The organism is Silanimonas sp. (assembly GCF_044377035.1).
Lineage (GTDB): Bacteria > Pseudomonadota > Gammaproteobacteria > Xanthomonadales > Xanthomonadaceae > Silanimonas.
Map to the genome: position 1 here is coordinate 1 of NZ_JBILJW010000023.1, position 21,021 is coordinate 21,021.

A 21,021-nucleotide genomic window follows, 5' to 3' on the forward strand; every position below is an offset into this window, starting at 1 on the left:
ACTGCTGGAGCATCTGCCGCGAGATGCGGTTGAGCTTGTTGATCGTCTCGATCATGTGCACCGGGATGCGGATGGTGCGCGCCTGGTCGGCGATCGAGCGGGTGATGGCCTGGCGGATCCACCAGGTCGCATACGTCGAGAACTTGTAGCCGCGGCGGTATTCGAACTTGTCGACGGCCTTCATCAGGCCGATGTTGCCTTCCTGGATGAGGTCGAGGAACTGCAGGCCGCGGTTGGTGTACTTCTTGGCGATCGAGATCACGAGGCGCAGGTTGGCCTCGACCATCTCCTTCTTCGCCTTGCGGGCCTTGGCCTCGCCATAGGCCATCGCGCGGGCGGTGTCCTTGATCTCACCCAGCGCGAGGCACAGTGCACCCTCGAGGGCGATCAGCGCGTTCTGCTGGGCGAGGATGGCATCGCGATGCTCGCGCATGCCCGACGACCACTTCTGCTTGCGACGGATGATCTCGTCGGCCCACTCGAGGTTGGTTTCGTTGCCCGGCCAGGCCTTGATGAAGTCCTTGCGCGGCATCTTCGCGAGGCGCGTCGAGATGTCGAGCACCTTGCGCTCGTGGTCCTTGATCTCGGAAACCACCTCGCGGACCTTGCGCACCAGCGCGTCGATCAGCGCCAGCGGCAGCTTGAGCTTCATGAACTCGCCCGCCATTTCCTCGCGGGCCTTGACCGTCTTCTTGTCGGCCGAGCCGTACTTGGCGTGCGTCTTCTCGAACTTGCCGAAGTGGCCCTTGAGCAGCTCCATGCGACGCGCGACCTCGACCGGATCCGGGCCGGTCTGGGTCTCGGTTTCCTCGTCGTCGCCGCCTTCGACCTCAACCTCTTCCTCTTCGTCGGCGACGGCTTCGATCGGCGCACCACCGAACAGCTCGGGCGTCTCGAGGTCGGCGAAGCCGGTGACGATCTCGGAGAGGCGCTTCTTGCCTTCCTGGTGCAGCGCGTAGTCGTCGAGGATGATCTGGATCGTCCACGGGAACGCCGCGAGCGAGTTCTGCACCTGGTGCAGGCCTTCCTCGATGCGCTTGGCGATGGCGATCTCGCCTTCGCGGGTCAGCAGCTCGACCGTGCCCATCTCGCGCATGTACATGCGCACCGGGTCGGTCGTACGACCGCCTTCGGCGTCGATCGCGCTCAGCGCGGCGGCGGCTTCCTCGGCGGCGGTTTCGTCCGCCTCGCGGGTGCTCGTCGCGTCGGTGAGCAACAGGGTTTCGGCGTCGGGTGCGACTTCATGCACCTCGATGCCCATGCTGTTGATCATGCCGATGATGTCTTCGATCTGCTCCGGATCGACGACGTCGTCGGGGAGGTGGTCGTTGACTTCGGCGTAGGTCAGGTAACCCTGTTCCAGACCCTTGCTGATCAGCTGCTTGATTTCGGACTGCTGCTCCGGACGCGGAGTTGCCATGGAGGGGGTACCGAGAGGAGAGAGCGGGAACCGGCTATTATACCGGCGCCCTCGGCATTCACGCCAAGTAATTGATCGGAAATGGGTTTTCGTTCAGGCGGGCGTGCCGCCCTCAGGTTTCGAGCCAGAACGTGACCGGTCCGTCGTTGACCAGGGACACCTGCATGTGGGCGCCGAAACGCCCGGTTTCGACCACCGGGAGGCGGGCGCGACAGACCGCGACGAGAGCGTCGAAACCGGCGCGGGCCTCGCCCGGCGGCGCCGAGGTGGAAAAGCTCGGCCGCAGCCCGGAGGCGGTGTCGGCACCCAGCGTGAACTGGCTGACCAGCAGCAGCCCGCCGCCATGGTCCCTCAACCCGACGTTCATGCGGCCCGCGGCATCGGCAAACACGCGGTAGGCGGCGAGGCGGTCGGCCATCTTTGCGATGCGCGCGGGGGTATCGCCGGGCTGCACGCAGGCGAAGGCCAACAGGCCCGGACCGATGGCGCCGACAGTCTCGCCGTCGACGTCGACGCTGGCGTGGAGGACGCGCTGGATGAGGGCGATCATCGATGAATGCTCGCGATCCACCCTGCGGGGCGTCAAGCCGGCTCCGCTAGACTCCGGCCATGCGCTCTCCCCTGTCGGCCCATGCCCTGCGCGCCCTCGCCTGGTTGGCTGGATCGCCCGGCCCGCGCCTGCGCGCGGCCATCGCCGAACGACTCGCCGCCCGCGAGTGCCGCCGCCGCGGCGGCGCGGTTCGGGTGATCGACTGCAACCTGCGTCTGACCGGGATCGATCCCGCGCTGACCCACGCCTCGCTGGTGCAGACCTACCTCACCCTGATGGAGAGCCTGCGCTTCTGGACGCGCCCGCGGGCCCGCAACCTCGAGGCGATCATCGATGTCTTGGGCCTGCCCCATCTCGAGGATGCCGAGCGTCGCGGGCCGGTGGTCATCGTCGCGCCGCATTACGGCAACTGGGAGTTGCTGGTGCAGTGGATGGCCAACCGGCGCCCGATCACGCTGATCTACACGCGCGGCAAGTTCGCCGCCGTCGACGCCTTCCTGCGGCTCGCCCGCGAACGCGGTGGCGTCAGCGCCGTGCCCGCCGACGTGCACGGGATGAAGCCCTTGCTGCGCGCCTTGCAACGCGGCGAGACCCTCGGCATCACGCCCGACCAGACCCCGGACGCTACCGGCGGCCAGTGGTCGCCGTTCTTCGGCGTACCTTCGCTGACCATGACCCTGCTGCACCGTCTCGGCGCGCGCCACCCGGAGGCGCGCTTCCTGCTCGCGGCCGCGGAACGGCTGCCCGGCGGGCGCTTCCGCATGGTCATCGAGCCGCTGCCGGCCGCCGTGACCTCCGGGCCTGTGCAGGCGGGGCTCGACGCGTTGAACTCGGCAGTCGAGGCGTTCGCCCGCCGCGATCTCGCGCAGTACCAGTGGACCTACAAGCGCTTCAAGGGCCAGCGTGCCAACGAAGCCCCCGTGAACCCGTATTGGCCGGAATGCTATTGATGACCGACTCGCTGATGGACTGGCCGGGCGACACCCCCTGGCAGCCGCTGCCCGACGCCGCGCGACGCTGCTTCCGACTGTCCTCGGCGATCGCCGGCGCGGTGTTCGGCTTGGCTTTCGGCACGATCCCAGCGGTCGTCCTCGCCTTCGCCGACGGGCCGGCGTGGTGGCATCTCGGCATGGCGCTCGGTGCGCTGGCGCTCTGCCTCGCGCTGGCGCTGTGGCGCGCCACCCTCGCCTTCCGCTACACCCGCTGGCGGCTCGATGACGATGGCCTGCGGGTGCGCCGCGGCCGCTTCTGGCGTTCGGAAGTGCTGGTGCCGCGCGCGCGCGTGCAGCACCTCGACATCGAGCGCGGGCCGATCGAACGCCGTTACGGCCTCGCCACCCTCGTGGTGCACACCGCCGGAACGCGCCTGAGCGCCGTTCGCCAGCCCGGCTTCGACGAGGACAGCGCCAACCAGCTGCGCGATGCCCTGGTGCCGCGCCAGCGCGAGCACGACGACGCCGCGCATGGCTGATGCCACCGACGCGCCGGGGCGCGACGACCGCGAGGCCTTGCAGGCCGCCGCCACGCAGCGGCTGCATCCGCTGTCCTGGCTGTTCACGCTGATCGCCCAGTTGCGCATGTTCGCGCTGCCCCTGCTCGTCCTCCTGCTCGGCGGCAGCCGGGAGGACGGGGACGACATCGGCGACTTGATCGGCCTCGCCGGGGCCGCGATGCTGGCCGTGGTGGCGGTCTGGCAGTACTTCACCTACCGCTACGGCTTCCTCGAGAGCGCCCTAGTGATCCGCAGCGGGCTGCTGCAGCGCAACCTGCGCCTCATTCCCTTCGACCGCGTGCAGAACGTCACCCTGCACCAGAACCTGCTGCATCGCCTCGTGGGCGTGGCGGAGGTGCGGCTGGAGTCCGCGGGCGGCATGGGCCAGGCCGAGGCGCAGATGCAGGTGCTCAAGCTCGAGCAGGCGAACGCCCTCGAGGCCAGGGTGCGAGAAGGTGCGAACCGGGCGCGTGCGGCGCAGGTGGCGGACGGAGGCGGCAACGCGGCGCAAGACGACGCCCCGGTGCTTTGGCTCGCTTTGCCGACGCGCGAGCTGGTTCGCCTCGGGCTGATTTCAAACCGCGGCATGCTGGTGGTCGCCGCGGGCTTCGCCTACGTGACTCAGGCGGGTGACGTCTTCACCAAGCGACTGAGCAACGGCATCGAATCGGTGGGCCGCGAGGGCATCGCCATGGCGGAAGCCTGGCACCTCGGCCCCGTGGCCTATGCGGGCCTGGCCTTCGGCCTGCTGGTGGCCATGATCGTTGCCGTGCGCCTGCTATCGGTGGCACTCGCCATCCTGCAGTTCCATGACTTCCGCCTGCACGCGGGCGAGCGCGAACTGCGCGTCGAACGCGGGCTCATCAGCCGCGTGCGCAGCCACCTGCCGAAGCGCCGCATCCAGGCCTACTCCTTGCGCGAAACACTGCTGCACCGCTGGTTCGGCCGGCAGAGCCTGCGCGTCGACCGCGCCTCGGTGGAAGCCGTGAACGAGAGCCAGTCGGTGCGCGACCTCGTGCCACTGGCCGCGCCCGACGGCATGGACGGCATGCTCGCGGCCCTCCTGCCGGACGGGAGTTGGCCGCTGCAGGACTGGCAAGCCCTGCATCCGCGCGCCTGGTGGCGCGTGTTCGCGCCACTCGCGATGGCCGTGCTCGCCGGCACCGCGCTGCTCGTCTACTTCGAGGGCCCAGTGGGCCTCTGGGCCTTGGCGCTGTTGGCGCCTGTCTACCTGCGCGCGCGGGTCTGGGCCCGCTATTCGGCATGGACCCTCGGCGGCGGCGTGGTTGCGTTCCGCCAGGGCTGGCTCGATCGCCACTGGCGCTTCGCCGAAGCACGCAAGCTGCACGCGTTGCAGATCACCCAGTCGCCCTTCGACCGCCGCCACGGCATGGCCACGCTGCACCTCGACACGGCGGGCGCTTCGCCGATGGAACCGGCGCTACGGATCCCCTATCTCGCCGTCGCCGAGGCCGAGGCGCTGGCAGCCCGCCTGCGCGCACTGATGCCGCGCGACGCGGGAATCAATCCCGCCAGAACTGGGGCGTCAGCAGCACCAGCAGCGTGAACACCTCGAGGCGGCCGAGCACCATCGCGAAGCTGCACACCCACACCGCGAAATCGCTCATGTCGCGGAAGTGCGAGGCCACCGCGCCGAGGCCCGGCCCCATGTTGTTCATGCAGGCGGCGATCGCCGAGAACGCGGTGACGATGTCGACGCCATCAGCCGTGAGCGCCAACGTCATCACAAGGAAGCTGAGGATGTAGAGCGTGCAGAAGCCCGCCACCGAGATGACCACGCTCTCGGAGACGCGCTTCCCGCCCACCTTCACCAGGAACTGGCCCTTCGGGTGCACGAGCTGCTTCAGCTCGCGATAGCCCTGGCGCACCACCATCTGCACGCGCGCCACCTTCATGCCGCCGGAGGTGGAACCCGCGCAGCCACCGATGAAGCCGACCATCATCAGCGCCAGCGGCGCGAGGCCCGGCCAATCGACGAATCCGGTGGTGACGAAGCCGGTGGTCGTGATGTTCGACACCACTTGGAAGGTGGCGTGGCGCAGCGCTTCCATCGGGCTGTCGAAGCGCCCCCCCAGCCATACGGCCAAGGCCACCATGACGCTGATCACCACGCAGATCCAGAAGAAGCTCAGGAACTCCGCATCGGCCTTGTAGTGCCCGAGCGTGGCGCGCCGCCACGCGTACCAGTGCAGGCCGAAATTAAGGCCGCCGAGAAACATGAAGAGGATGGCGATGCTGTCCAGCAGCGGGCTGTTCCAGTAGCCGAAGCTGGCGTCGTAGTTGCCGAAGCCGCCGGTCGCCACCGTGCTCATCGCATGGGTAATCGAATCGAAGAAAGTCATGCCGCCGACCCAGAACGACAGCGTGCACAGCAGCACGAGGCCGGTGTAGACCAGCCACAGCGCCTTGGCGGTGTCGGCGATCCGCGGCGTCAGCTTGCTGTCCTTCTGCGGACCGGTGGTCTCGGCCCGGAACAGCTGCATGCCACCGATGCGCAGCATCGGCAGGATCGCCACCGCGAGGATCACGATGCCCATGCCGCCGAAGTAGCAGAGCGACGCCCGGTAGAACAGCACGCTCTTGGGCAGGTTCTCGATGCCGACGATGACGGTGGCACCCGTGGTCGTCAGGCCGGACGCGGCCTCGAACACCGCGTCGGTGTAGCTGAGGTTCGGCTCGGTGAGCATGAACGGCAGGGCCGTCACGAGAATCGCGATGATCCACACCCCGGAGACGATCAGGAAGCCGTCGCGCAGCCGCATCTCGTAGTGGGCGTTGCGCACCGGGAACCACAGGATGAAACCGGCGATGCCCGCGACCAGGAAGCTCTCGAGGAAAGCCGTGGCGCTGGGCTCGTCCCACCACCAGGCGAGGAAAAGCGGCGGCAGCGAGATCGTCGCCGAGAGGGCGATGATCGCGCCGAAGATGCGCAGCAGGGTGCGCGAGCGCTCCGACAACAGCGAGTACGGACTCAGAGCCACGTCGCGCCGGCCTGGAACAGCGCCGTCACCTGCGGCATCTCGCGCTTGTCCATCACGAAGACGATCAGGTGGTCCTCAGGCTCGACCACGACGTCATGGTGGGCGATCAGCAGCTGGTCGCCGCGGACGATGCCGCCGATGGTCGCGGAGGGCGGCAGGGCGAGATCCTCCAGTCCGCGGCCAATGACCTGCGAGCTGCGGCGATCGCCGCGCGCAACGACCTCGACGGCCTCGGCCACGCCACGACGCAGCGAATACACCTGCGCCGGCGCGCCCTCGCGGATGTGCGCGAGCAGGGCGCCGAGCGTCACCTGCTGGGGGCTCACGGCGATGTCGATGCTGCCCCCTTCCACCAGTTCGGCGTAGGCCGGGCGGTTGATCAGCGCGAGCACGCGCGGGCAACCGAGGCGCTTGGCGAGCATGGCCGAGAGGATGTTGGCCTCGTCGTCGTTGGTCAGCGCGCAATAGATGTCGGTCTGGTCGATGTTCTCCTCGCGCAGCAGCTCTTCGTCGGCGCAGTCGCCGACCAGCACGATGGAGTTGAGCAGGTCTTCGGCGATCGACCGCGCACGCTCGCGCGAGCGTTCCATCACCTTCACCGAGTAGCGGTTCTCCAGCGCCTTGGCGAGGTTGCGGCCGATATTGCCGCCGCCGGCGATCAGCACGCGGCGCGTCGGCCTCTTCTCGACGCGGCGCAGTTCGGCCATCACCGCCGGGATGTGCCGGCGGTCGGCGAGGAAGAACACCTCGTCGTCGATCTCGATGACCGTCGAGGCCTCCGGCTTCACCGGCTTGCCACGACGGAAGATCGCCGCCACGCGGGCGTCGGCGCCGGCCGGCAGGTGGTTGCGCAGTTCGCGCAACTGGTGCCCCACCAGGGCGCCGCCTTCGATGGCGCGCACGGCGACGAGCTGGGCGCGGCCCTGGGCGAAATCGAGCACCTGCAGCGCACCGGGGTAGCCGATGAGGCGCTCGATGTGGCGGACCACCAGGGTTTCGGGGCTGATGGCCGCCGTCACTGGCGAGGTGCGCGGGTCCTTCAGGACGCCGAGGTCGAGGTACTCCGATTCACGGAGGCGTGCCACCCGCGTTGGCGTGCGGAAGCGCGACTGCGCGATCTGGCAGGCGAGCAGGTTGACCTCGTCGCTCGAGGTGACGGCCACCAGCAGCTCGGCCTCTTCCGCGCCGGCATGCGACAGCACCGACGGCAGCGAGCCGTGGCCGACGACGGTGCGGATATCGAGCCGCTCGGCGAGGTCGCGAAGGCGCTGGTGGTCGGTATCGACGACCGTGATGTCGTTGTTCTCGGAGGCCAGCGCGGCCGCCACGGAGGTGCCCACCTGGCCCGCCCCAAGGATCAGAATATTCACGCGCTCCCCGCACCTCGTCGTTGCGGGCGGATCATACGCCCACGAGGGCGCGGCAGAGCGCCGCGTAATCCCGGTTCATGCGTTCCCGGCTGAACTCGGCGACGGCGCGGGCCCGGCCAGCCGCGGCCAGCCGCTCCGCCTCGGCCGGATCGCGCAACAGCGCCTCCAGCGCATCGGCGAGGGCGACGGCGTCGCCCTCGGGCACCAGCCGGCCGTCCACCCCGTCGCGCAGCACTTCCCGCACCCCCGGCACCGCGCTGGCCACGGCGACGCAACCGGCGGCCATGCCTTCGATGAGGGCGAGCGGCATGCCCTCGTAGTGCGTCGACAGGCAAGCGATGCGATGCGCCATCAATCGCGCCGGCACGTCGCGCACCACGCCGAGGAAGGCCACCTGCGAGGCGATGCCCAGCTCCTTGGCCAGCCGTTCGAGCGGCGCGCGATGCAGGGACTTGCCACCCCCGGCGAACTGCACGGGCGGCGCGAGGCCGCGTTCGCGCAGCAGCGCCACGGCGCGCAGCAGGGTGGCGTGGTCTTTCTGCTTGGCGAAGCGCGCCACCATGACGATGCCGGGCACGCGCGAGGCGAAGTCCACGGAATCGGCGGCAGCGAAGGGCTCGAGGCGGATGCCGTTGGGAATCGCGACGGTGCGCTCGGCGGGCATGCCCTGCGCCAACAGCACGTCCCGCACACCCTCCGAGCAGCCGACGATGCGCGCCGTGCGCTTCGCCAACCAGCGTGATTGCGCCAGCCGCCAACGGGTGTAGCGCTCACGAATGTTGTGCTCGACGTGCACGAGGTGCGGCACCTTGGCGAGCAGGCCGGCGTAGCGCCCCCAGAGGTGTTCCGAGAAGCCGTGGCAGAACAGCACGTCGGGCTGGAACTCGCGGCACAGCCGCACCAGCGCCCAGATCGTGGCCGCGTGCGACCAGCCCGGCACGGCGCGGAACGGCGTGCCCGCGGCGTCCAATTCGGCAAGGCGCTCCGGCGGCGTCCGGCGTTTCCTCCGCAGCACCAGCAGGGGCTCGAAACCGGGCTCGGCGCGCGCCGCGTTCACCAGCGCGATCGCCACCTGGGTGGCACCGCCGGAGAACCCACCGGTGACGAAGTGCATGACGCGCAGGGGGCGCGCTGCCGGGCTCGGTATCGCGTCGGAAGGGGGCATCGGGGAGCGCGACACGCGTCGGCGGTAACGGAATCGGCGCCTACAATACCGGCATGGCCGATCCCCTGCCCCTCTCCGGCGTCGTCATCACCTTCAACGAGGCCGACCGCATCGAGCGCTGCCTGCGCTCGATGCTGGCCGTCTGCCGTGACGTGACGGTGGTGGATTCGCAGTCCACGGACGGCACGCCCGAGCTGGCACGCCGCCTCGGGGCCCGAGTGGTCGACCAGCCTTGGCTCGGCTTCGGCCGCCAGAAGAACCTCGCGATCGAACAGGCCACCCAACCCTGGGTGCTGCTGCTGGACGCCGACGAATGGCTGGAGCCCGATGCGCAGGCGGCGCTGCGCGCGCTTTTCGCATCGGGCGCGCCGGACACGACCGATGTGTTCACGCTGCCCAGGCGCACGCATTTCCTCGGGACGGTGATGCGCTTCGGCAGCTTCGCGTGCGAGCCGGTGCACCGGTTGTTCCGGGCCCACTGCCGCCACGAGGAAAGCCCGGTCCACGAGCGTTTCATCACCGACGGCCTGCGCCTCCGGGTGTCGGACATTCGCATGGAGCACGACACCGCGCGTTCGGAAGCCGAGTATTGGGCGAAGCTGCAGCGCTACGCAGGGCTCTGGGCCAAGGAACGCGCCGCGCGCGGCAAGCGCGCAGCGGCGCTGCGCGGCCCAGCAGCAGCCCTCGCCTACTTGCTCAAGAACCTGCTGCTGCGCGGCGGAATGCTCGATGGCTCGGGCGCGTGGCGCTTCCACGCCTTGCATGCACGCTACGCGGCCCTGAAATACGAAAGGCTGCGGGCCCTCTCGAGCCCACAGCCTTCCATCTGAGGCCGTCCGGCAAGCGAGACGGCGCCGTGCGGGACAATCAGTCGTCCCAGCGCTCGACCTCGACGGCACCGGTGATCGGGTGCACGCGCACGTCGCGTTCGAAACCCATCGACGTGCGGACCTCGGCGACCCAGAAGCCGTCGTCACGCTCGATCTCTTTGACGTCGTTGTAACCGGCGGCGGCGAGGCGGGCCATCACCTCCTCGATGCCGAGCTGGCGCTGGCCCGGCTGGGCCGGCGACAGGATCTCGCCGCTCGCGGCGTCGATGTGGACGGTAACGCGCGCGCCATCGGCGCCGCTGGCGAGCACTTCCCACACGCCTTCGTCGAGCTCAGCGCCGCGCACGGCGCCGTAGCCGGCCTGCTGGGCGATGCGGGTGGCCTGCTCGAGGCCGATCGGCGCACCAGCCTGGGCGTGGACGACGGGCACGGCGACCGCAAGGGACAGGGCGAGGGTGGCGGCGAGGGTCAGGGTCTTCATGGGGGTTCTCCGTTGGGGTTTGGGGGTGGAACGGCGCCAGATTCGCAGCGCCCTCTGAAATCGGCTCTGAGGCGTTTTTTCATCCACCGTTTAATCGCGCCGGGCACCATGGCGCCATGCTCCGCACCCTGCCCACCGTCGTCCTGCTCGCGCTGCTGGCGCTGCTCCCGCTCCCGTCACCGGTCCACGCCGACGATGACGACGCGGACCACGAGCGTGCCCGCGCCGCCGTGCTGCGCGGCGAGGCCCTGCCGCTCGACCAGATCCTCGCGCGCCTGCCGCTGCGCGAGGGTGAGCGTCTGATCGAAGCGGAGTTCGACCGCGAGGATGGTCGTTGGGTGTACGAACTGGAATTCCTCGGCACTGACGGTCGAGTCCGCGAGCTCGAGGTCGATGCCCTCAGCGCCGCCATCCTCGAGGACGACTGATGCGCCTGCTGCTGGTTGAAGACGACGCGCCGCTGCGCGAGGCCGTCCGAGGAGCGCTGGTCGCCGAGGGCTGGGTCGTGGACGCCTGCGCCGATGGCGATGAAGCGCTGTGGCTTGGCACCGAGGAGCCGTTCGACGCCGCCGTGCTGGACCTCGGCCTGCCGCGGCGCGATGGCATCTCCGTGCTGCAGGCTTGGCGCGAAGCGGGACGCAACTTCCCCGTCCTCGTGTTGACCGCACGCAACCGGTGGAACGACAAGTTGGCTGGCTTCGGCGCCGGCGCCGACGACTACCTGACCAAGCCCTTCGAGATCGATGAAGTGGTGCTGCGACTGAAAGCGCTGATCCGCCGCGCCAGTGGCCACGCGTCCTCGGTGATCCGCGTCGGCGCGCTGGAGCTCGACACGCTGGCCAACCGTTTCCGGGTCGACGGCCGCGGCCTAGCGCTGACGGCGGGCGAGTACCGCCTGCTCGCCTTCCTCGCGCACCATGCCGGGCGCACGGTGCCGCGCAACGAACTCGCCGAACACCTCTACGATCGCGACTTCGACCTCGACTCCAACGTCATCGATGTGCAGATCGGGCGCATCCGCAAGAAGCTCGCCCCGCACAAGCTGCTGCACACGGATCGCGGGCTCGGCTTCCGGCTCGCGGAGGCATGAGCGCCAGCCTGCAGCGCCGGCTCTGGTGGGCAGCGGCCCTCCCGCTCGTCGCCCTTGTCGTGGTCGGTTTGCTGCTGCTGCAGTGGGCCTTCGAGGACACCGTTCGCCGTGCGTTCGATGCGCGGCTCGATCGCACGCTGGCCGCTTTCATCGGCGGCCTCGAGGCCACGCCCGACGGCCGCGTCGTGGTGGGCCGCCCCATCGGCCAAGCGGCCTTCGACAGCATCGGCTCCGGCTGGCATTGGCAGGTCGCCGACGACACGGGGGTGCGACTGCGCTCTCGCTCGCTGTGGGATCGCGAACTACCGATGCCACGCGCCCGTGCCGACGGCCAGGCCCGCCACATGGACCTCGCCCACGACGGGGCCGCCCCCTTGCGCGCCGTCGTGCGACGCATCGAGCTGCCAGGGCAACGCGCACCGATCACGGTCCTGCTCACCGGACCCCGTGACGACATCGACGCGGAAGTCGCCGACTTCGTGCAGCTGTCTTGGCTGGCCGCCGCCGGCCTCGCCCTGCTCGCGCTCGCCACCATCGGCCTGCAGCTTCGCCTCGGCTTGGCCCCGCTGCGCCGCTTCAGCGAGCAGGTCGCCGAACTCGCCGCGGGCCGACGCGAGGCCCTTGAACGCTTGCCGGTCCGCGAGCTGGATGCCGTGGTCGAGGAACTCAACCCGGTGATCGAACAGAACCGGCGTCTGGCCGAGAGTGGACGCAAGCGCGCCGGCGACCTCGCGCACGCGCTGAAAACGCCCTTGGCCCTGCTGCGCACCCTCGTGCCACCGGGCGACACCACGCAGCGCGAGGCCTTGGCGCGGATCGACGAGATCGTCGACCGCCACCTCGCCCGCGCCTCGGCCGACGCGCGGCGGCGCAAGGCGCGCTGCGATGCCGGTGCGGAGCTGAATCGGCTGGTCGCACTTCTCGAGCGCCTGCATCCCTCGAAAACGATCCACGCACCGCCGGCGGCCGATGTCTTCGAGGTGGCCTGCGAGGCCAGCGACCTGCAGGAGATGCTCGGCAACCTGCTGGACAACGCGCTTCGCGCCGCGCGGCGCCAGGTTCGCGTCACGCGGCGCATGGAGGCCGGTGCGGTGCGACTGATCCTCGACGACGATGGTGCGGGCCTCGACGACGACGCGCTCGCCCGCTTGGGCGAACGCGGCCTGCGCTTCGACGAGAGCACCCCGGGCACAGGCCTGGGGGTCTCGATCAGCCGCGACATCGCGGAAAGCTACGGCGGCGAGCTGGAGTTCGGCCGAAGCCCGCTCGGTGGCCTGCAGGCGCGGCTGCGGCTACCGGCGTGGCGCAACGCCTGAAGGCTCAACCCGCGCGGACGAGCCGGGCGTAGAAGAAGCCGTCGCCGCCGCCGTCGCCCGGGAAGCGCTGCGTGCCGTTCCCGGTGTCGAGGCCGAAGCGTGCATCAAGCGGCTCGAGCCGGGCGTCCGGATGGCGCGCGAGGAATGCCGCGACCTGCTGGTCGTTCTCCTCGCGCAACACCGAACAGGTGGCGTAGACCAGCACGCCGCCGGGGGTGAGCAGCGGCCACAGCGCTTCGAGCAGGCGCGCTTGCGTCGCCGCCAACACGGCGATGTCGTCCTCGCGCCGGTGCGCTTTGATGTCGGGTTGACGGCGCAGGATGCCGGTGGCCGAACAGGGCGCGTCGAGCAGGATCGCGTCGAAGGCGCGGCCGTCGTGCCAGCGCGCGGGCTCGGTCGCGTCGGCAGCCTTCGTCGCGCAACGAGCCCGCGACGGCTGGAGCGAGGCCACGAGCGCGCCCACGCGATCCAAGCGCTTCGCATCGACGTCGAGCGCCAGCACCTCGCCCCCATCGCCGACCGCCGAAAGCAGCCCCAGCGTCTTGCCACCGGGCGCCGCGCACGCATCCAGCACGCGTTGGCCCTGCACCGGGCCAAGGGCCTCGACGGCCAGTTGCGCGGCAAGGTCCTGCACATGGAAGGCGCCGTCATCGAATCCCGGCAGCTGCGTCGGGTTCGCACGTTCGAGGATGCGCAGGCTTTCCGCCGCGACTCCGGGCTCGCTGGGGATGCCGGCCTCGGACCAACGTGCGGCCACGACCTCGCGACCGATGCGCGGTGCGTTGGCGCGCAACCACAAGGGGGCCTCGGTGTTGTTCGCCGACAGCAAGGCATCGACGCGCTCCGGCCAATCGGCCTCGAAGCGCCGCACCATCCAATCGGGGTGGCTCGTCCGCACGGCGCGGGATTCCGCAACCGGCCACGGCTCGCGCGTGGCTTTGCGCAGCACGGCGTTGAACAGGCCGGCCAGGCCGTCGCGACCGAGCTGCTTGACCGCATCGACCGTCGCGCCCACGGCCGCATGGGGCGCCATGCCGAGCGCATCGAGTTGGGCGAGCCCGACCAGCAACAGGCGCGCCACCGCGCGATCCTTCGCCGTGCCCGCCGGCAGCGGCCGCGCGAGCCAGCGCGAGAGCACGAAGGTGTAGCGGCGCTCGTGGCGAAGTGCCGCGAAGACGATGGCCTCGAGCAGGCCACGGTCGCGCGGGTCGGCAATCCTGGGCAGCGCCGCCGACAGCACCGCCTTCAGCGAGCGTCCGTCGTCGAGAACGGCGACGAGCACGCGCGCCGCCTCGGCGCGCAGCGCGGCACCGGGGCCCAACGTACTCATGCGGTTTTCAGCTGCGGCCGCGCGTTGAGGAAATCCGCCACCGGCTGCGGCTTGCCGCCTTCGCGCTGCACGTGCGTGAGGCGCAGCGCGCCTTCGCCACAGGCGACGGTGAGGCCCTCCCGCGTGCCCGCGATGAGCGTGCCGGGCGAGTGGCGCTCGACCCCAAGCGCGCGCGCGGCGGCGTCCGACAGGGGCATTGCGCCATGCACGCGCAGGCGCTCGCCGACGAGTTCGCATTCGGCGATCGGCCACGGGTGGAAGGCCCGGACCTTGCGCGCCAGCGCCTCGGCCGACAGCGACCAGTCGAGCTTCGCCTCGGCCTTGTCGAGCTTGTGCGCATAGGTGACGCCCTCGGCGGGCTGCGTCGTGGCTACCGGCACCATGCCGGCGCGCAGCAGCTTGAGGCCGTCGCCCAGCACTTCCGCGCCGAGCGCCGAGAGGCGGTCATGCAGGGTGCCGCCGGTGTCTTCGTCTTTGATGGGCGTGGTGAGACGCAGCATCAACGGGCCGGTGTCGAGGCCCTTTTCCATCCGCATCAAGTCGACGCCGGTTTCGGCATCCCCCGCCTCGATCGCGCGCTGGATCGGCGCGGCGCCACGCCAGCGCGGCAGCAACGAGGCATGCACGTTCCAGCAGCCGTTGGTCGGGATGTCGAGCACCGCCTGCGGCAGGATCAGCCCGTAGGCCACCACCACCAGGAGGTCGGGCTTCAGTTCGCGCAACTGCGCCTGCGCCTCGGCGTCGCGCAAGGTCGCGGGCTGGAAGACGTCGATGCCCAGCTGCTTCGCCCGCTGCTTCACCGGCGACTCGGCCAACGCGCGGCCGCGACCGGCAGGGCGATCGGGCTGGGTGTACACCGCGACGACCTCGCCGCGGGCGGCGGCGGCGTCGAGGCAGGGCACGCTGAACTCCGGCGTGCCCGCAAAGACGATCCGCAGCGCCATCAGCCCTCGGCCTTGGCCAGCTTGGCGAGCTTCTTCATCGCCATCTCGCGCTTCAGCGGCGTGAGGTAGTCGACGAAGACCTTGCCGTCGAGGTGGTCCATCTCGTGCTGCACGCAGACGGCCTCGAGGCCGCTGCAGGTGAACTCGTAGGTCTGGCCGTCGCGGTCCAGCGCACGCACGGTCACCGTTTCCGCACGCTTCACCTCGGCGAACACGGTCGGCACCGACAGGCAGCCTTCCTTGCAGTTCTGCACGCCGCTGGAGGCGACGATCTCCGGGTTGATCATCACCTTCTTGTTCGACTTGTCGTCCGAGACGTCCATGACGATGAGGCGGATGTGCTGGTCGACCTGGGTGGCGGCAAGGCCGATGCCCGGCTCGTCGTACATGGTCTGGAACATGTCGTCGATCAGCGCCCGCAGGGCGTCGTCGACGTGCTCGACCGGCTTGGCGACGGTGCGGAGGCGGAGATCGGGGAAGCGGAGGATCGGCAGCAGGGCCATGGCGAGGGGTTCGGCAAGGGGCGCGGGCCGGGCCCGCTGGCCGCACAGTTTAGCGGCCGCACCCCAACCGGCGCTGGCCGATTGCAATGCCGTGGACGATCTGGTCTATAGTGACAAGTGTTAACCTTGCGGAAAATCAGGGGGATAGCGGCCATGTTTAAACGGCTTTGTGCAGTCACCGCAGCCGCGCTGCTGACGGTGGCGTCCTACGCCGCTGCCGTCGAGATGCGTGAAGGGCATCCGACCACGTACACCGTGCAACGCGGCGACACGCTGTGGGACATCGCCGGCCGCTTCCTGTCGAAGCCCTGGCTCTGGCCGGAGATCTGGCAGGCGAACCCGCAGATCGAGAACCCGCACCGGATCTACCCGGGCGACGTTATCAGCCTCGCCTACCTCGACGGCCGCGCCGTCGTGCAGACGACGCAAGCCGGGCCGCGTTCGGAAGCGGCCATCACCACCGTGCCGCTGGCCGACATCGAGGCCTTCCTGCGCCAGAGCTCGGTCGTTGACGAGTTCGAGGACCTGCCGCACGTCGTCAGCATCGAGGAAGGCCATCTGCGTGGCGTGGACGGCCAGATCGCCTACGTGCGCGGCCTCGAGGGCGCCTCGGTGGGCGACACGGTCATGCTCGCGCGTCCGACGCACCACTTCCGCCTTCCGGCCTCGCGCCGCATCACCAACACGATCCCGACGGAGTTGGATTTCCGCGGCGACGAGACCTACCGCGATGTCCGCAGCGCCTGGGGCCGCGACCTGGCCCGCGGCGAGAGCCTCGGCTACGAGCTGACCCGCCAGAGCCTCGCGCGCATCACGCAGGTCCAAGGTGACGTCGCGCTGGCCCTGCTCGTCGACGGCACGGGCGACGTCCGCCCGGGCGACCGCGCCGTGCCGGCCGAAGCCCAGCCCTACGACGACAGCTTCCTGCCGCAGGCGCCGACATCGATTCCGGATCATGCCGCGGTGATTGGCGTGGCCGACGCCGGCCTGTCGGGCGGCCCGAGGTCGGTGATCGCGCTGTCCGTCGGCAGTGCCGACGGCGTCAAGAACGGCACCGTGTTCTCGACCTGGCGCCCCGGCGAGGCCGTGCCGGACGACGTGAAGAACGCGAACCGCATCGCCGCCGCTCGCGACAAGGTCCAGCTGCCGGACGAGTTCAACGGCCGCGTGATGGTGTTCCGCACCTTCGATCGCGTGAGCTATGCGCTGGTGATGGACGGCATCCGCCCGACCCAGATTGGCGACACGCTGAAGGCGCCCGACGCAGCGCAGTAAGACCCGACATCGCGGGGTTTTCCGACTGAAGGCGCCTCCGGGCGCCTTCATCGTTCCCGGCATGGACACCGTCGATGCCTTCCTTCGCCTTCACCACGCTGCCGGCAATGCTGGCTGGCTGCGGGAGGCGCTGCGCCCCAACGAACCCCGCGCACCGGAAGCGGCGGACGACGCTGGATGGCTCCCGGAACGCCTGTTGGCCGCGCCAGTGGCCGACTGGTTGGCGGCGGGTGCGCCGATCGGCGCGCGCGAAGCGGCCTTCGGCCCGGAGGCCGACGCCTACGTGCGCGGGATACGGGCCTGGCTCGAAGCTGACCCGGCACACACGATGCTGGGCTGGTTCGATGCCGACTATCCAAGCCTCCTGCGCGAGATAGCGAACCCGCCGACGGCGCTGTTCGTGCATGGCCACACGGAGCGGTTGTGGTGGCCGCAGGTCGCCGTCGTGGGCAGCCGGGCGCCGACACCGGCGGGCAGGGAGCGCGCGGCCCGCTGGGCCCGCGCCTTTGCCGACGCCGGTTACGTCGTCACCAGCGGGTTGGCCGCTGGTGTGGATGCCGCAGCGCATGCCGCGACGATGGACGAGCCCGGAACCATCGCCGTCATCGCCACCGGCCCGGACCGCTGCTTCCCCGCCGCGCACCGCCGGCTGCAATCCGACGTGGCCCGGCACGGCGCCGTCGTCACCGAGCACCCGCCGGGGGCCGACGCGCGGCCCGAGCATTTCCCCAGCCGCAACCGGATCATCGCCGGGCTGTCGCTCGCCACCGTCGTGGTCGAAGCCGCACAGCGCTCCGGGGCGCTGATCACCGCCCGGCTCGCGGCGGAGACCGGCCGTGACGTGTTCGCCTTGCCCGGCGCGCCCGAGAACCTGAAGGCGCGCGGCTGCCACCGGCTGATCCGCGACGGCGCCACCCTCGCCGACGATCCGGCCCAAGTGATCGAAGCGCTGGCCACCGGCACTGGCGCAGCCATCGGCCGCCTGCGCTCGGCGCTGCGGGGGCCGCGACCGTCGCCGTGCGTGACCACGGAGTCCCTGCCCTTCATCGGCGCCGACGACGAACGGGTCTGGCAGGCCCTCGGCCCGGACGGCGCGGGCTTCGATGAACTGCTTCAGCGCGCGGGATTGACGTCCGCCACCCTCGCCCCCATCCTGCTTGGCATGGAGTTGGAAGGTCGTCTCACGCAGCAGCACGGGGTGTATCTCCCCCGCGGCTCCGCCCCTCCCACACGCGCTGGTTCGCAGCGCAGGCGATAGGGTGATGAAAGAATCGATCCTCGACGTACTGCTCTATCTCTTCGAACACTACTTCAGCGACGACGCCGACCTCGTCCGCGACCGCGACTCGCTCCAGAACGGCCTGCTCGAAGCCGGCTTCAGCCCGGCCGAGATCCACAAGGCCTTCGAATGGCTGGATGAGCTGGCCGAGCAACGCCCAGCCGTCGCGAGCACCCGCTTCGACGGCCCGGTGCGCCTGTACACCGCCCCCGAGTACGCCAAGCTCGACGCCGAAGGCGTCGGCTTCCTGATGTTCCTCGAGCAGTCGGGCGTACTGAACGCCGAGCAGCGCGAACTGGCGGTGGATCGCGCGATGGCGCTCGACCAGGACGACATCGATCTCGACGACCTGAAGTGGGTGGTACTGATGGTGCTCTTCAACCAGCCGGGCGCCGAGGCCGCCTACGCCTGGATGGAGAACCTGATGTTCGGCGACGAACCCGCTCCGACGCACTGACCGGCGGTGCCATTCCTCGCGCCGGCGGCGCCGGCTCGGCTTCCATTGACCTGCCGTTCACGGGCATCCTTCCCGGGACGCCGCCACGCGCGGCCATCCCCCTGAAGTCTTGGAGTCCGGGCATGGAAACGGCCCCGTGGTACTACGTGAACGCCGATCGGCAGCGCCAAGGGCCGGTGCCCGCGGCGACGATCCGCGAATTGGCCGCCGCCGGTTCGGTGGAGGCCCGAACCCTCGTCTGGCGCCAGGGCATGCCGCAGTGGCAGCCGCTCGAATCAGTGGCCGGTGAGCTCGGCATCGCCCTCGCCTCCGAGGCGTCGATGCCGGCGCCGCCTTCCCCGCCGCCCGCGCCAGCCCCCGCGCCCCGCATGGACAGCCCGGCTCCGACCGCGAGTGCCGACACTGAAGCCACCCGCGTGCTGCGCTCCGAACCGCGACTCGCCGACATCGGTGCCGAATCGCCGCTGTCGGAGCCGAAACGGACCCCGCCCGCTAGCGCCTATCCCGACGCGGCCCTGCAGCAGGCCTACGCCGCGCAGGTCGGCGCGGATCCGCAGGCGCGGACCGCCTTCATTGGCGACGGCCACGTGCTGTACGCCAGCTTCCTGAAGCGGGTCGCCGCCAGCATCATCGACGGCTTCATCGTCGGCATCATCACGGTGGTCGTGCAGACGCCGATCGCCCTCATCAGTGGCGTCAGCCTCGGGTTGGCCGGCGGCGATGCCGGCCTCGGATCGGCGCTGATGCAACTGGTCACGCAGCTGATCGGTGTGGCCATCGGCATCGCCTACTTCGGCTACTTCTACACCTCGGACCAGCAGGCGTCGCCCGGCAAGCAGCTCGTGGGGATCAAGGTCGCGCGGCCGGATGGCGAACGCATCAGCTTCGCGCGCAGCGTCGGCCGCTACTTCGCGAACTGGCTGAACATCTTCACGCTCGGCCTGTCCTACCTCCTGCCGCTGTTCACCGAGAAGCGCCAGACCTTGCACGACCTGATCTGCGACACCGTGGTGGTCGACCGCTGGGCCTTCACCGACACCCCCGAACGCCAGACCGAAGAACTCGGCGGCTGCGCCATCGCGGTGCTGGTGCTCTGGGGCCTGATGATCCTCGGCATCATCGGGGCGACGGTGTTCTTCATCGCCGCCATTGGCTCCGGAGGTTGGAACTGATGTCCTCGCCCACCTGGTACTGCGTCAACGCCGCGCGCGAGCGGCTGGGCCCGATGGCGGCCGACGAGATCCGCCGCCGCTTCGAAGCCGGCGAACTGCAGCGCCGCAGCCTGGTCTGGCAGAACGGCATGCCGCAGTGGCAGCCGCTCGAGTCGGTGGCCGGTGAGCTCGGCATCGCCCTCGCCGCCGAGGCGCCGATGCCGGCGCCGGCGGCCGTGATGCCGGAACCGCCGGCGGCCCCCGCGGCGAGCGTGATCACCGCCGAAACGCCGCGGGCACCTGCCGCCGACGCCGCCATGGCACAGGCCTATGCGGCGAGCTCGCGCGATGCCTCGGCCACCGGAACGGTCGATGGCGAGGACATCGTCGACGCGGGGTTCCTGCGTCGATTCGCCGCGTTCATCGTCGACAGCTTCGTGCTCGGCATCGCGATGTACGCGATCATCTTCCTAATGCTGATCGTGCTGGGCTTCGGCATTGGCGGCATCGCGACGATGTTCCAGTCGAGCACCGGCAGCGGCCTTCCGGAAGGCCCGCTGCTGTGGGTCTTCGTGATCGGGTTCTACGTGCTGCCGATCCTGATGCAGGGCGCGTACCACATCCTGTTCACCGGCTCCGCCTGGCAGGCCACCCCGGGCAAGCGCGTGCTGGGCATCAAGGTGGTCGACCAGGACGGCCAGCGCATCACGCTGGCGCGCTCGACCGGGCGCTGGTTCGCCGCGGCGCTGTCCTACCTGACGTTCTACATCGGCTTCCTGATGGCGGCCTTCACCGACCGCAAGCTGGCCCTGCACGACATGGTGGCCAGCACCCGCGTTGTCGACCAGTGGGCCTACACCGCGAACCCCGAGCGGCAGCAGCGTGGCCTCGGCGGCTGCGGCATCGCCATCCTCGTCGGCGGCCTGCTGCTGGGCCTCGTGTTCTTCGTTGGCATGCTCGCGGCGATCTCGCTGCCGGCCTACCAGGACTACACCCAGCGCGCGAAGGTCGCCGAAGTGGTGGCGCAGGGCCGCAGCATGACCCTCGCCATCGACGAGTTCGTGCTGGCAACCGACCGTTGCCCGGCCAATCTCGAGGAAGCCGGGCTCGTCGAGCCGTCCAGCGCTCTCGTGCAGTCCACCGAACTCGGCGAGATCGACGCCGGCCAATGCAGCCTCCGCTTCACCCTGGGCGGCGCCCAGGCGGGCCCTTTCGATGGCGAATACTTGTGGTTCTCCCACGACGGCGCCGGCGGCTGGGACTGCGGCGGCAGCATGGAAGACAAGCTCCTGCCGGCCGGCTGCCGGGGCTGAAACTTGACACCGCCGCCGAACCGGTGGCCCTAATGAAAAAAGGAAAGCCCGCC

Annotated in this window: 21 protein-coding genes; 12 read left to right on the forward strand and 9 right to left on the reverse strand. The window is 70.0% G+C overall.

Annotated features, from left to right (window positions below):
- Positions 1-1,420: RNA polymerase sigma factor RpoD (gene rpoD, locus ACIQ6S_RS12195; protein ID WP_397608595.1), on the reverse strand; the 1,420-nt coding region annotated here is incomplete at its 3' end.
- A 112-nt stretch (positions 1,421-1,532) separates the two neighbouring features.
- Positions 1,533-1,970, reverse strand: coding sequence for a D-aminoacyl-tRNA deacylase (gene dtd, locus ACIQ6S_RS12200; protein WP_397608596.1), 438 nt, complete (start codon positions 1,968-1,970; stop codon positions 1,533-1,535).
- 59 nt (positions 1,971-2,029) lie between these two features.
- On the opposite strand from dtd, the gene ACIQ6S_RS12205 reads away from it, so the two are divergent.
- From ACIQ6S_RS12205 to ACIQ6S_RS12215, 3 genes are read left to right on the forward strand one after another with little or no spacing between them, the layout of a single operon-like run.
- Positions 2,030-2,920, forward strand: a complete 891-nt coding sequence (locus ACIQ6S_RS12205) for a lysophospholipid acyltransferase family protein (protein WP_397608597.1) — start codon at positions 2,030-2,032, stop codon at positions 2,918-2,920.
- Positions 2,920-3,441, forward strand: a complete 522-nt coding sequence (locus ACIQ6S_RS12210) for a PH domain-containing protein (protein ID WP_397608598.1) — start codon at positions 2,920-2,922, stop codon at positions 3,439-3,441. The genes ACIQ6S_RS12205 and ACIQ6S_RS12210 overlap by 1 nt, the downstream gene beginning before the upstream one ends.
- The gene (locus tag ACIQ6S_RS12215) at positions 3,434-5,029 is read left to right on the forward strand and encodes a PH domain-containing protein (protein ID WP_397608599.1); all 1,596 of its coding nucleotides are present in this window, start codon (positions 3,434-3,436) and stop codon (positions 5,027-5,029) included. The genes ACIQ6S_RS12210 and ACIQ6S_RS12215 overlap by 8 nt, the downstream gene beginning before the upstream one ends.
- Here the strand turns inward: ACIQ6S_RS12215 and ACIQ6S_RS12220 are convergent.
- Genes ACIQ6S_RS12220 through ACIQ6S_RS12230 form a run of 3 tightly spaced genes read right to left on the reverse strand, consistent with a single transcriptional unit; the run spans position 4,986 to position 8,999 of the window.
- On the reverse strand, positions 4,986-6,464 hold the full coding sequence (locus ACIQ6S_RS12220; RefSeq protein WP_397608600.1) for a potassium transporter TrkG: 1,479 nt from the start codon (positions 6,462-6,464) through the stop codon (positions 4,986-4,988). The genes ACIQ6S_RS12215 and ACIQ6S_RS12220 overlap by 44 nt on opposite strands.
- Entirely contained in the window at positions 6,455-7,834 is a 1,380-nt protein-coding gene (trkA, locus tag ACIQ6S_RS12225) for a Trk system potassium transporter TrkA (RefSeq protein ID WP_397572928.1), read from the reverse strand. The genes ACIQ6S_RS12220 and trkA overlap by 10 nt, the downstream gene beginning before the upstream one ends.
- 31 nt (positions 7,835-7,865) lie before the next feature.
- Positions 7,866-8,999, reverse strand: coding sequence for a glycosyltransferase (locus tag ACIQ6S_RS12230; protein WP_397608601.1), 1,134 nt, complete (start codon positions 8,997-8,999; stop codon positions 7,866-7,868).
- Positions 9,000-9,052: 53 nt separating this feature from the next.
- Between ACIQ6S_RS12230 and ACIQ6S_RS12235 the strand changes: the two genes are divergently transcribed.
- The gene (locus ACIQ6S_RS12235) at positions 9,053-9,829 is read left to right on the forward strand and encodes a glycosyltransferase family 2 protein (RefSeq protein WP_397608602.1); all 777 of its coding nucleotides are present in this window, start codon (positions 9,053-9,055) and stop codon (positions 9,827-9,829) included.
- A 37-nt stretch (positions 9,830-9,866) separates the two neighbouring features.
- Here the strand turns inward: ACIQ6S_RS12235 and ACIQ6S_RS12240 are convergent, their stop codons facing one another.
- Entirely contained in the window at positions 9,867-10,310 is a 444-nt protein-coding gene (locus ACIQ6S_RS12240; RefSeq protein WP_397608603.1) for a PepSY domain-containing protein, read from the reverse strand.
- A 116-nt stretch (positions 10,311-10,426) separates the two neighbouring features.
- On the opposite strand from ACIQ6S_RS12240, the gene ACIQ6S_RS12245 reads away from it, so the two are divergent.
- From ACIQ6S_RS12245 to ACIQ6S_RS12255, 3 genes are read left to right on the forward strand one after another with little or no spacing between them, the layout of a single operon-like run.
- On the forward strand, positions 10,427-10,738 hold the full coding sequence (locus ACIQ6S_RS12245; protein WP_297865048.1) for a PepSY domain-containing protein: 312 nt from the start codon (positions 10,427-10,429) through the stop codon (positions 10,736-10,738).
- On the forward strand, positions 10,738-11,400 hold the full coding sequence (locus ACIQ6S_RS12250) for a response regulator transcription factor (protein ID WP_397608604.1): 663 nt from the start codon (positions 10,738-10,740) through the stop codon (positions 11,398-11,400). Before ACIQ6S_RS12245 ends, ACIQ6S_RS12250 begins: the two co-directional genes overlap by 1 nt.
- Positions 11,397-12,716 (forward strand): sensor histidine kinase, encoded by a 1,320-nt coding sequence (locus ACIQ6S_RS12255; RefSeq protein WP_397608605.1) that lies wholly within the window; start codon positions 11,397-11,399, stop codon positions 12,714-12,716. The genes ACIQ6S_RS12250 and ACIQ6S_RS12255 overlap by 4 nt, the downstream gene beginning before the upstream one ends.
- A gap of 4 nt (positions 12,717-12,720) precedes the next feature.
- Here ACIQ6S_RS12255 and rsmB read toward each other — a convergent pair whose 3' ends face one another.
- Genes rsmB through def form a run of 3 tightly spaced genes read right to left on the reverse strand, consistent with a single transcriptional unit; the run spans position 12,721 to position 15,493 of the window.
- A complete protein-coding gene (gene rsmB / locus ACIQ6S_RS12260) occupies positions 12,721-14,046 on the reverse strand; it encodes a 16S rRNA (cytosine(967)-C(5))-methyltransferase RsmB (RefSeq protein ID WP_397608606.1) in 1,326 nt (441 codons plus the stop codon).
- Positions 14,043-14,984, reverse strand: a complete 942-nt coding sequence (gene fmt / locus ACIQ6S_RS12265; protein WP_397608636.1) for a methionyl-tRNA formyltransferase — start codon at positions 14,982-14,984, stop codon at positions 14,043-14,045. The genes rsmB and fmt overlap by 4 nt, the downstream gene beginning before the upstream one ends.
- 5 nt (positions 14,985-14,989) lie before the next feature.
- A complete protein-coding gene (def, locus tag ACIQ6S_RS12270) occupies positions 14,990-15,493 on the reverse strand; it encodes a peptide deformylase (RefSeq protein WP_397608607.1) in 504 nt (167 codons plus the stop codon).
- A 153-nt stretch (positions 15,494-15,646) separates the two neighbouring features.
- On the opposite strand from def, the gene ACIQ6S_RS12275 reads away from it, so the two are divergent.
- The 5 genes from ACIQ6S_RS12275 to ACIQ6S_RS12295 all read left to right on the forward strand — a co-directional run bounded on the left by ACIQ6S_RS12275 (position 15,647) and on the right by ACIQ6S_RS12295 (position 20,968).
- Positions 15,647-16,768, forward strand: a complete 1,122-nt coding sequence (locus ACIQ6S_RS12275) for a LysM peptidoglycan-binding domain-containing protein (RefSeq protein ID WP_397608608.1) — start codon at positions 15,647-15,649, stop codon at positions 16,766-16,768.
- 61 nt (positions 16,769-16,829) lie between these two features.
- Positions 16,830-18,026: a DNA-processing protein DprA gene (dprA, locus tag ACIQ6S_RS12280; protein ID WP_397608609.1), complete on the forward strand. Its 1,197-nt coding sequence runs from the start codon at positions 16,830-16,832 to the stop codon at positions 18,024-18,026.
- A gap of 4 nt (positions 18,027-18,030) precedes the next feature.
- On the forward strand, positions 18,031-18,504 hold the full coding sequence (locus ACIQ6S_RS12285; protein ID WP_297865041.1) for a DUF494 family protein: 474 nt from the start codon (positions 18,031-18,033) through the stop codon (positions 18,502-18,504).
- Positions 18,505-18,626: 122 nt separating this feature from the next.
- Positions 18,627-19,676 carry an RDD family protein gene (locus ACIQ6S_RS12290; RefSeq protein WP_397608610.1) on the forward strand — a complete coding sequence of 350 codons (1,050 nt, stop codon included), beginning with the start codon at positions 18,627-18,629 and terminating at the stop codon, positions 19,674-19,676.
- Positions 19,676-20,968, forward strand: a complete 1,293-nt coding sequence (locus tag ACIQ6S_RS12295; protein ID WP_397608611.1) for an RDD family protein — start codon at positions 19,676-19,678, stop codon at positions 20,966-20,968. The genes ACIQ6S_RS12290 and ACIQ6S_RS12295 overlap by 1 nt, the downstream gene beginning before the upstream one ends.
- Positions 20,969-21,021: the final 53 nt, after the last annotated feature.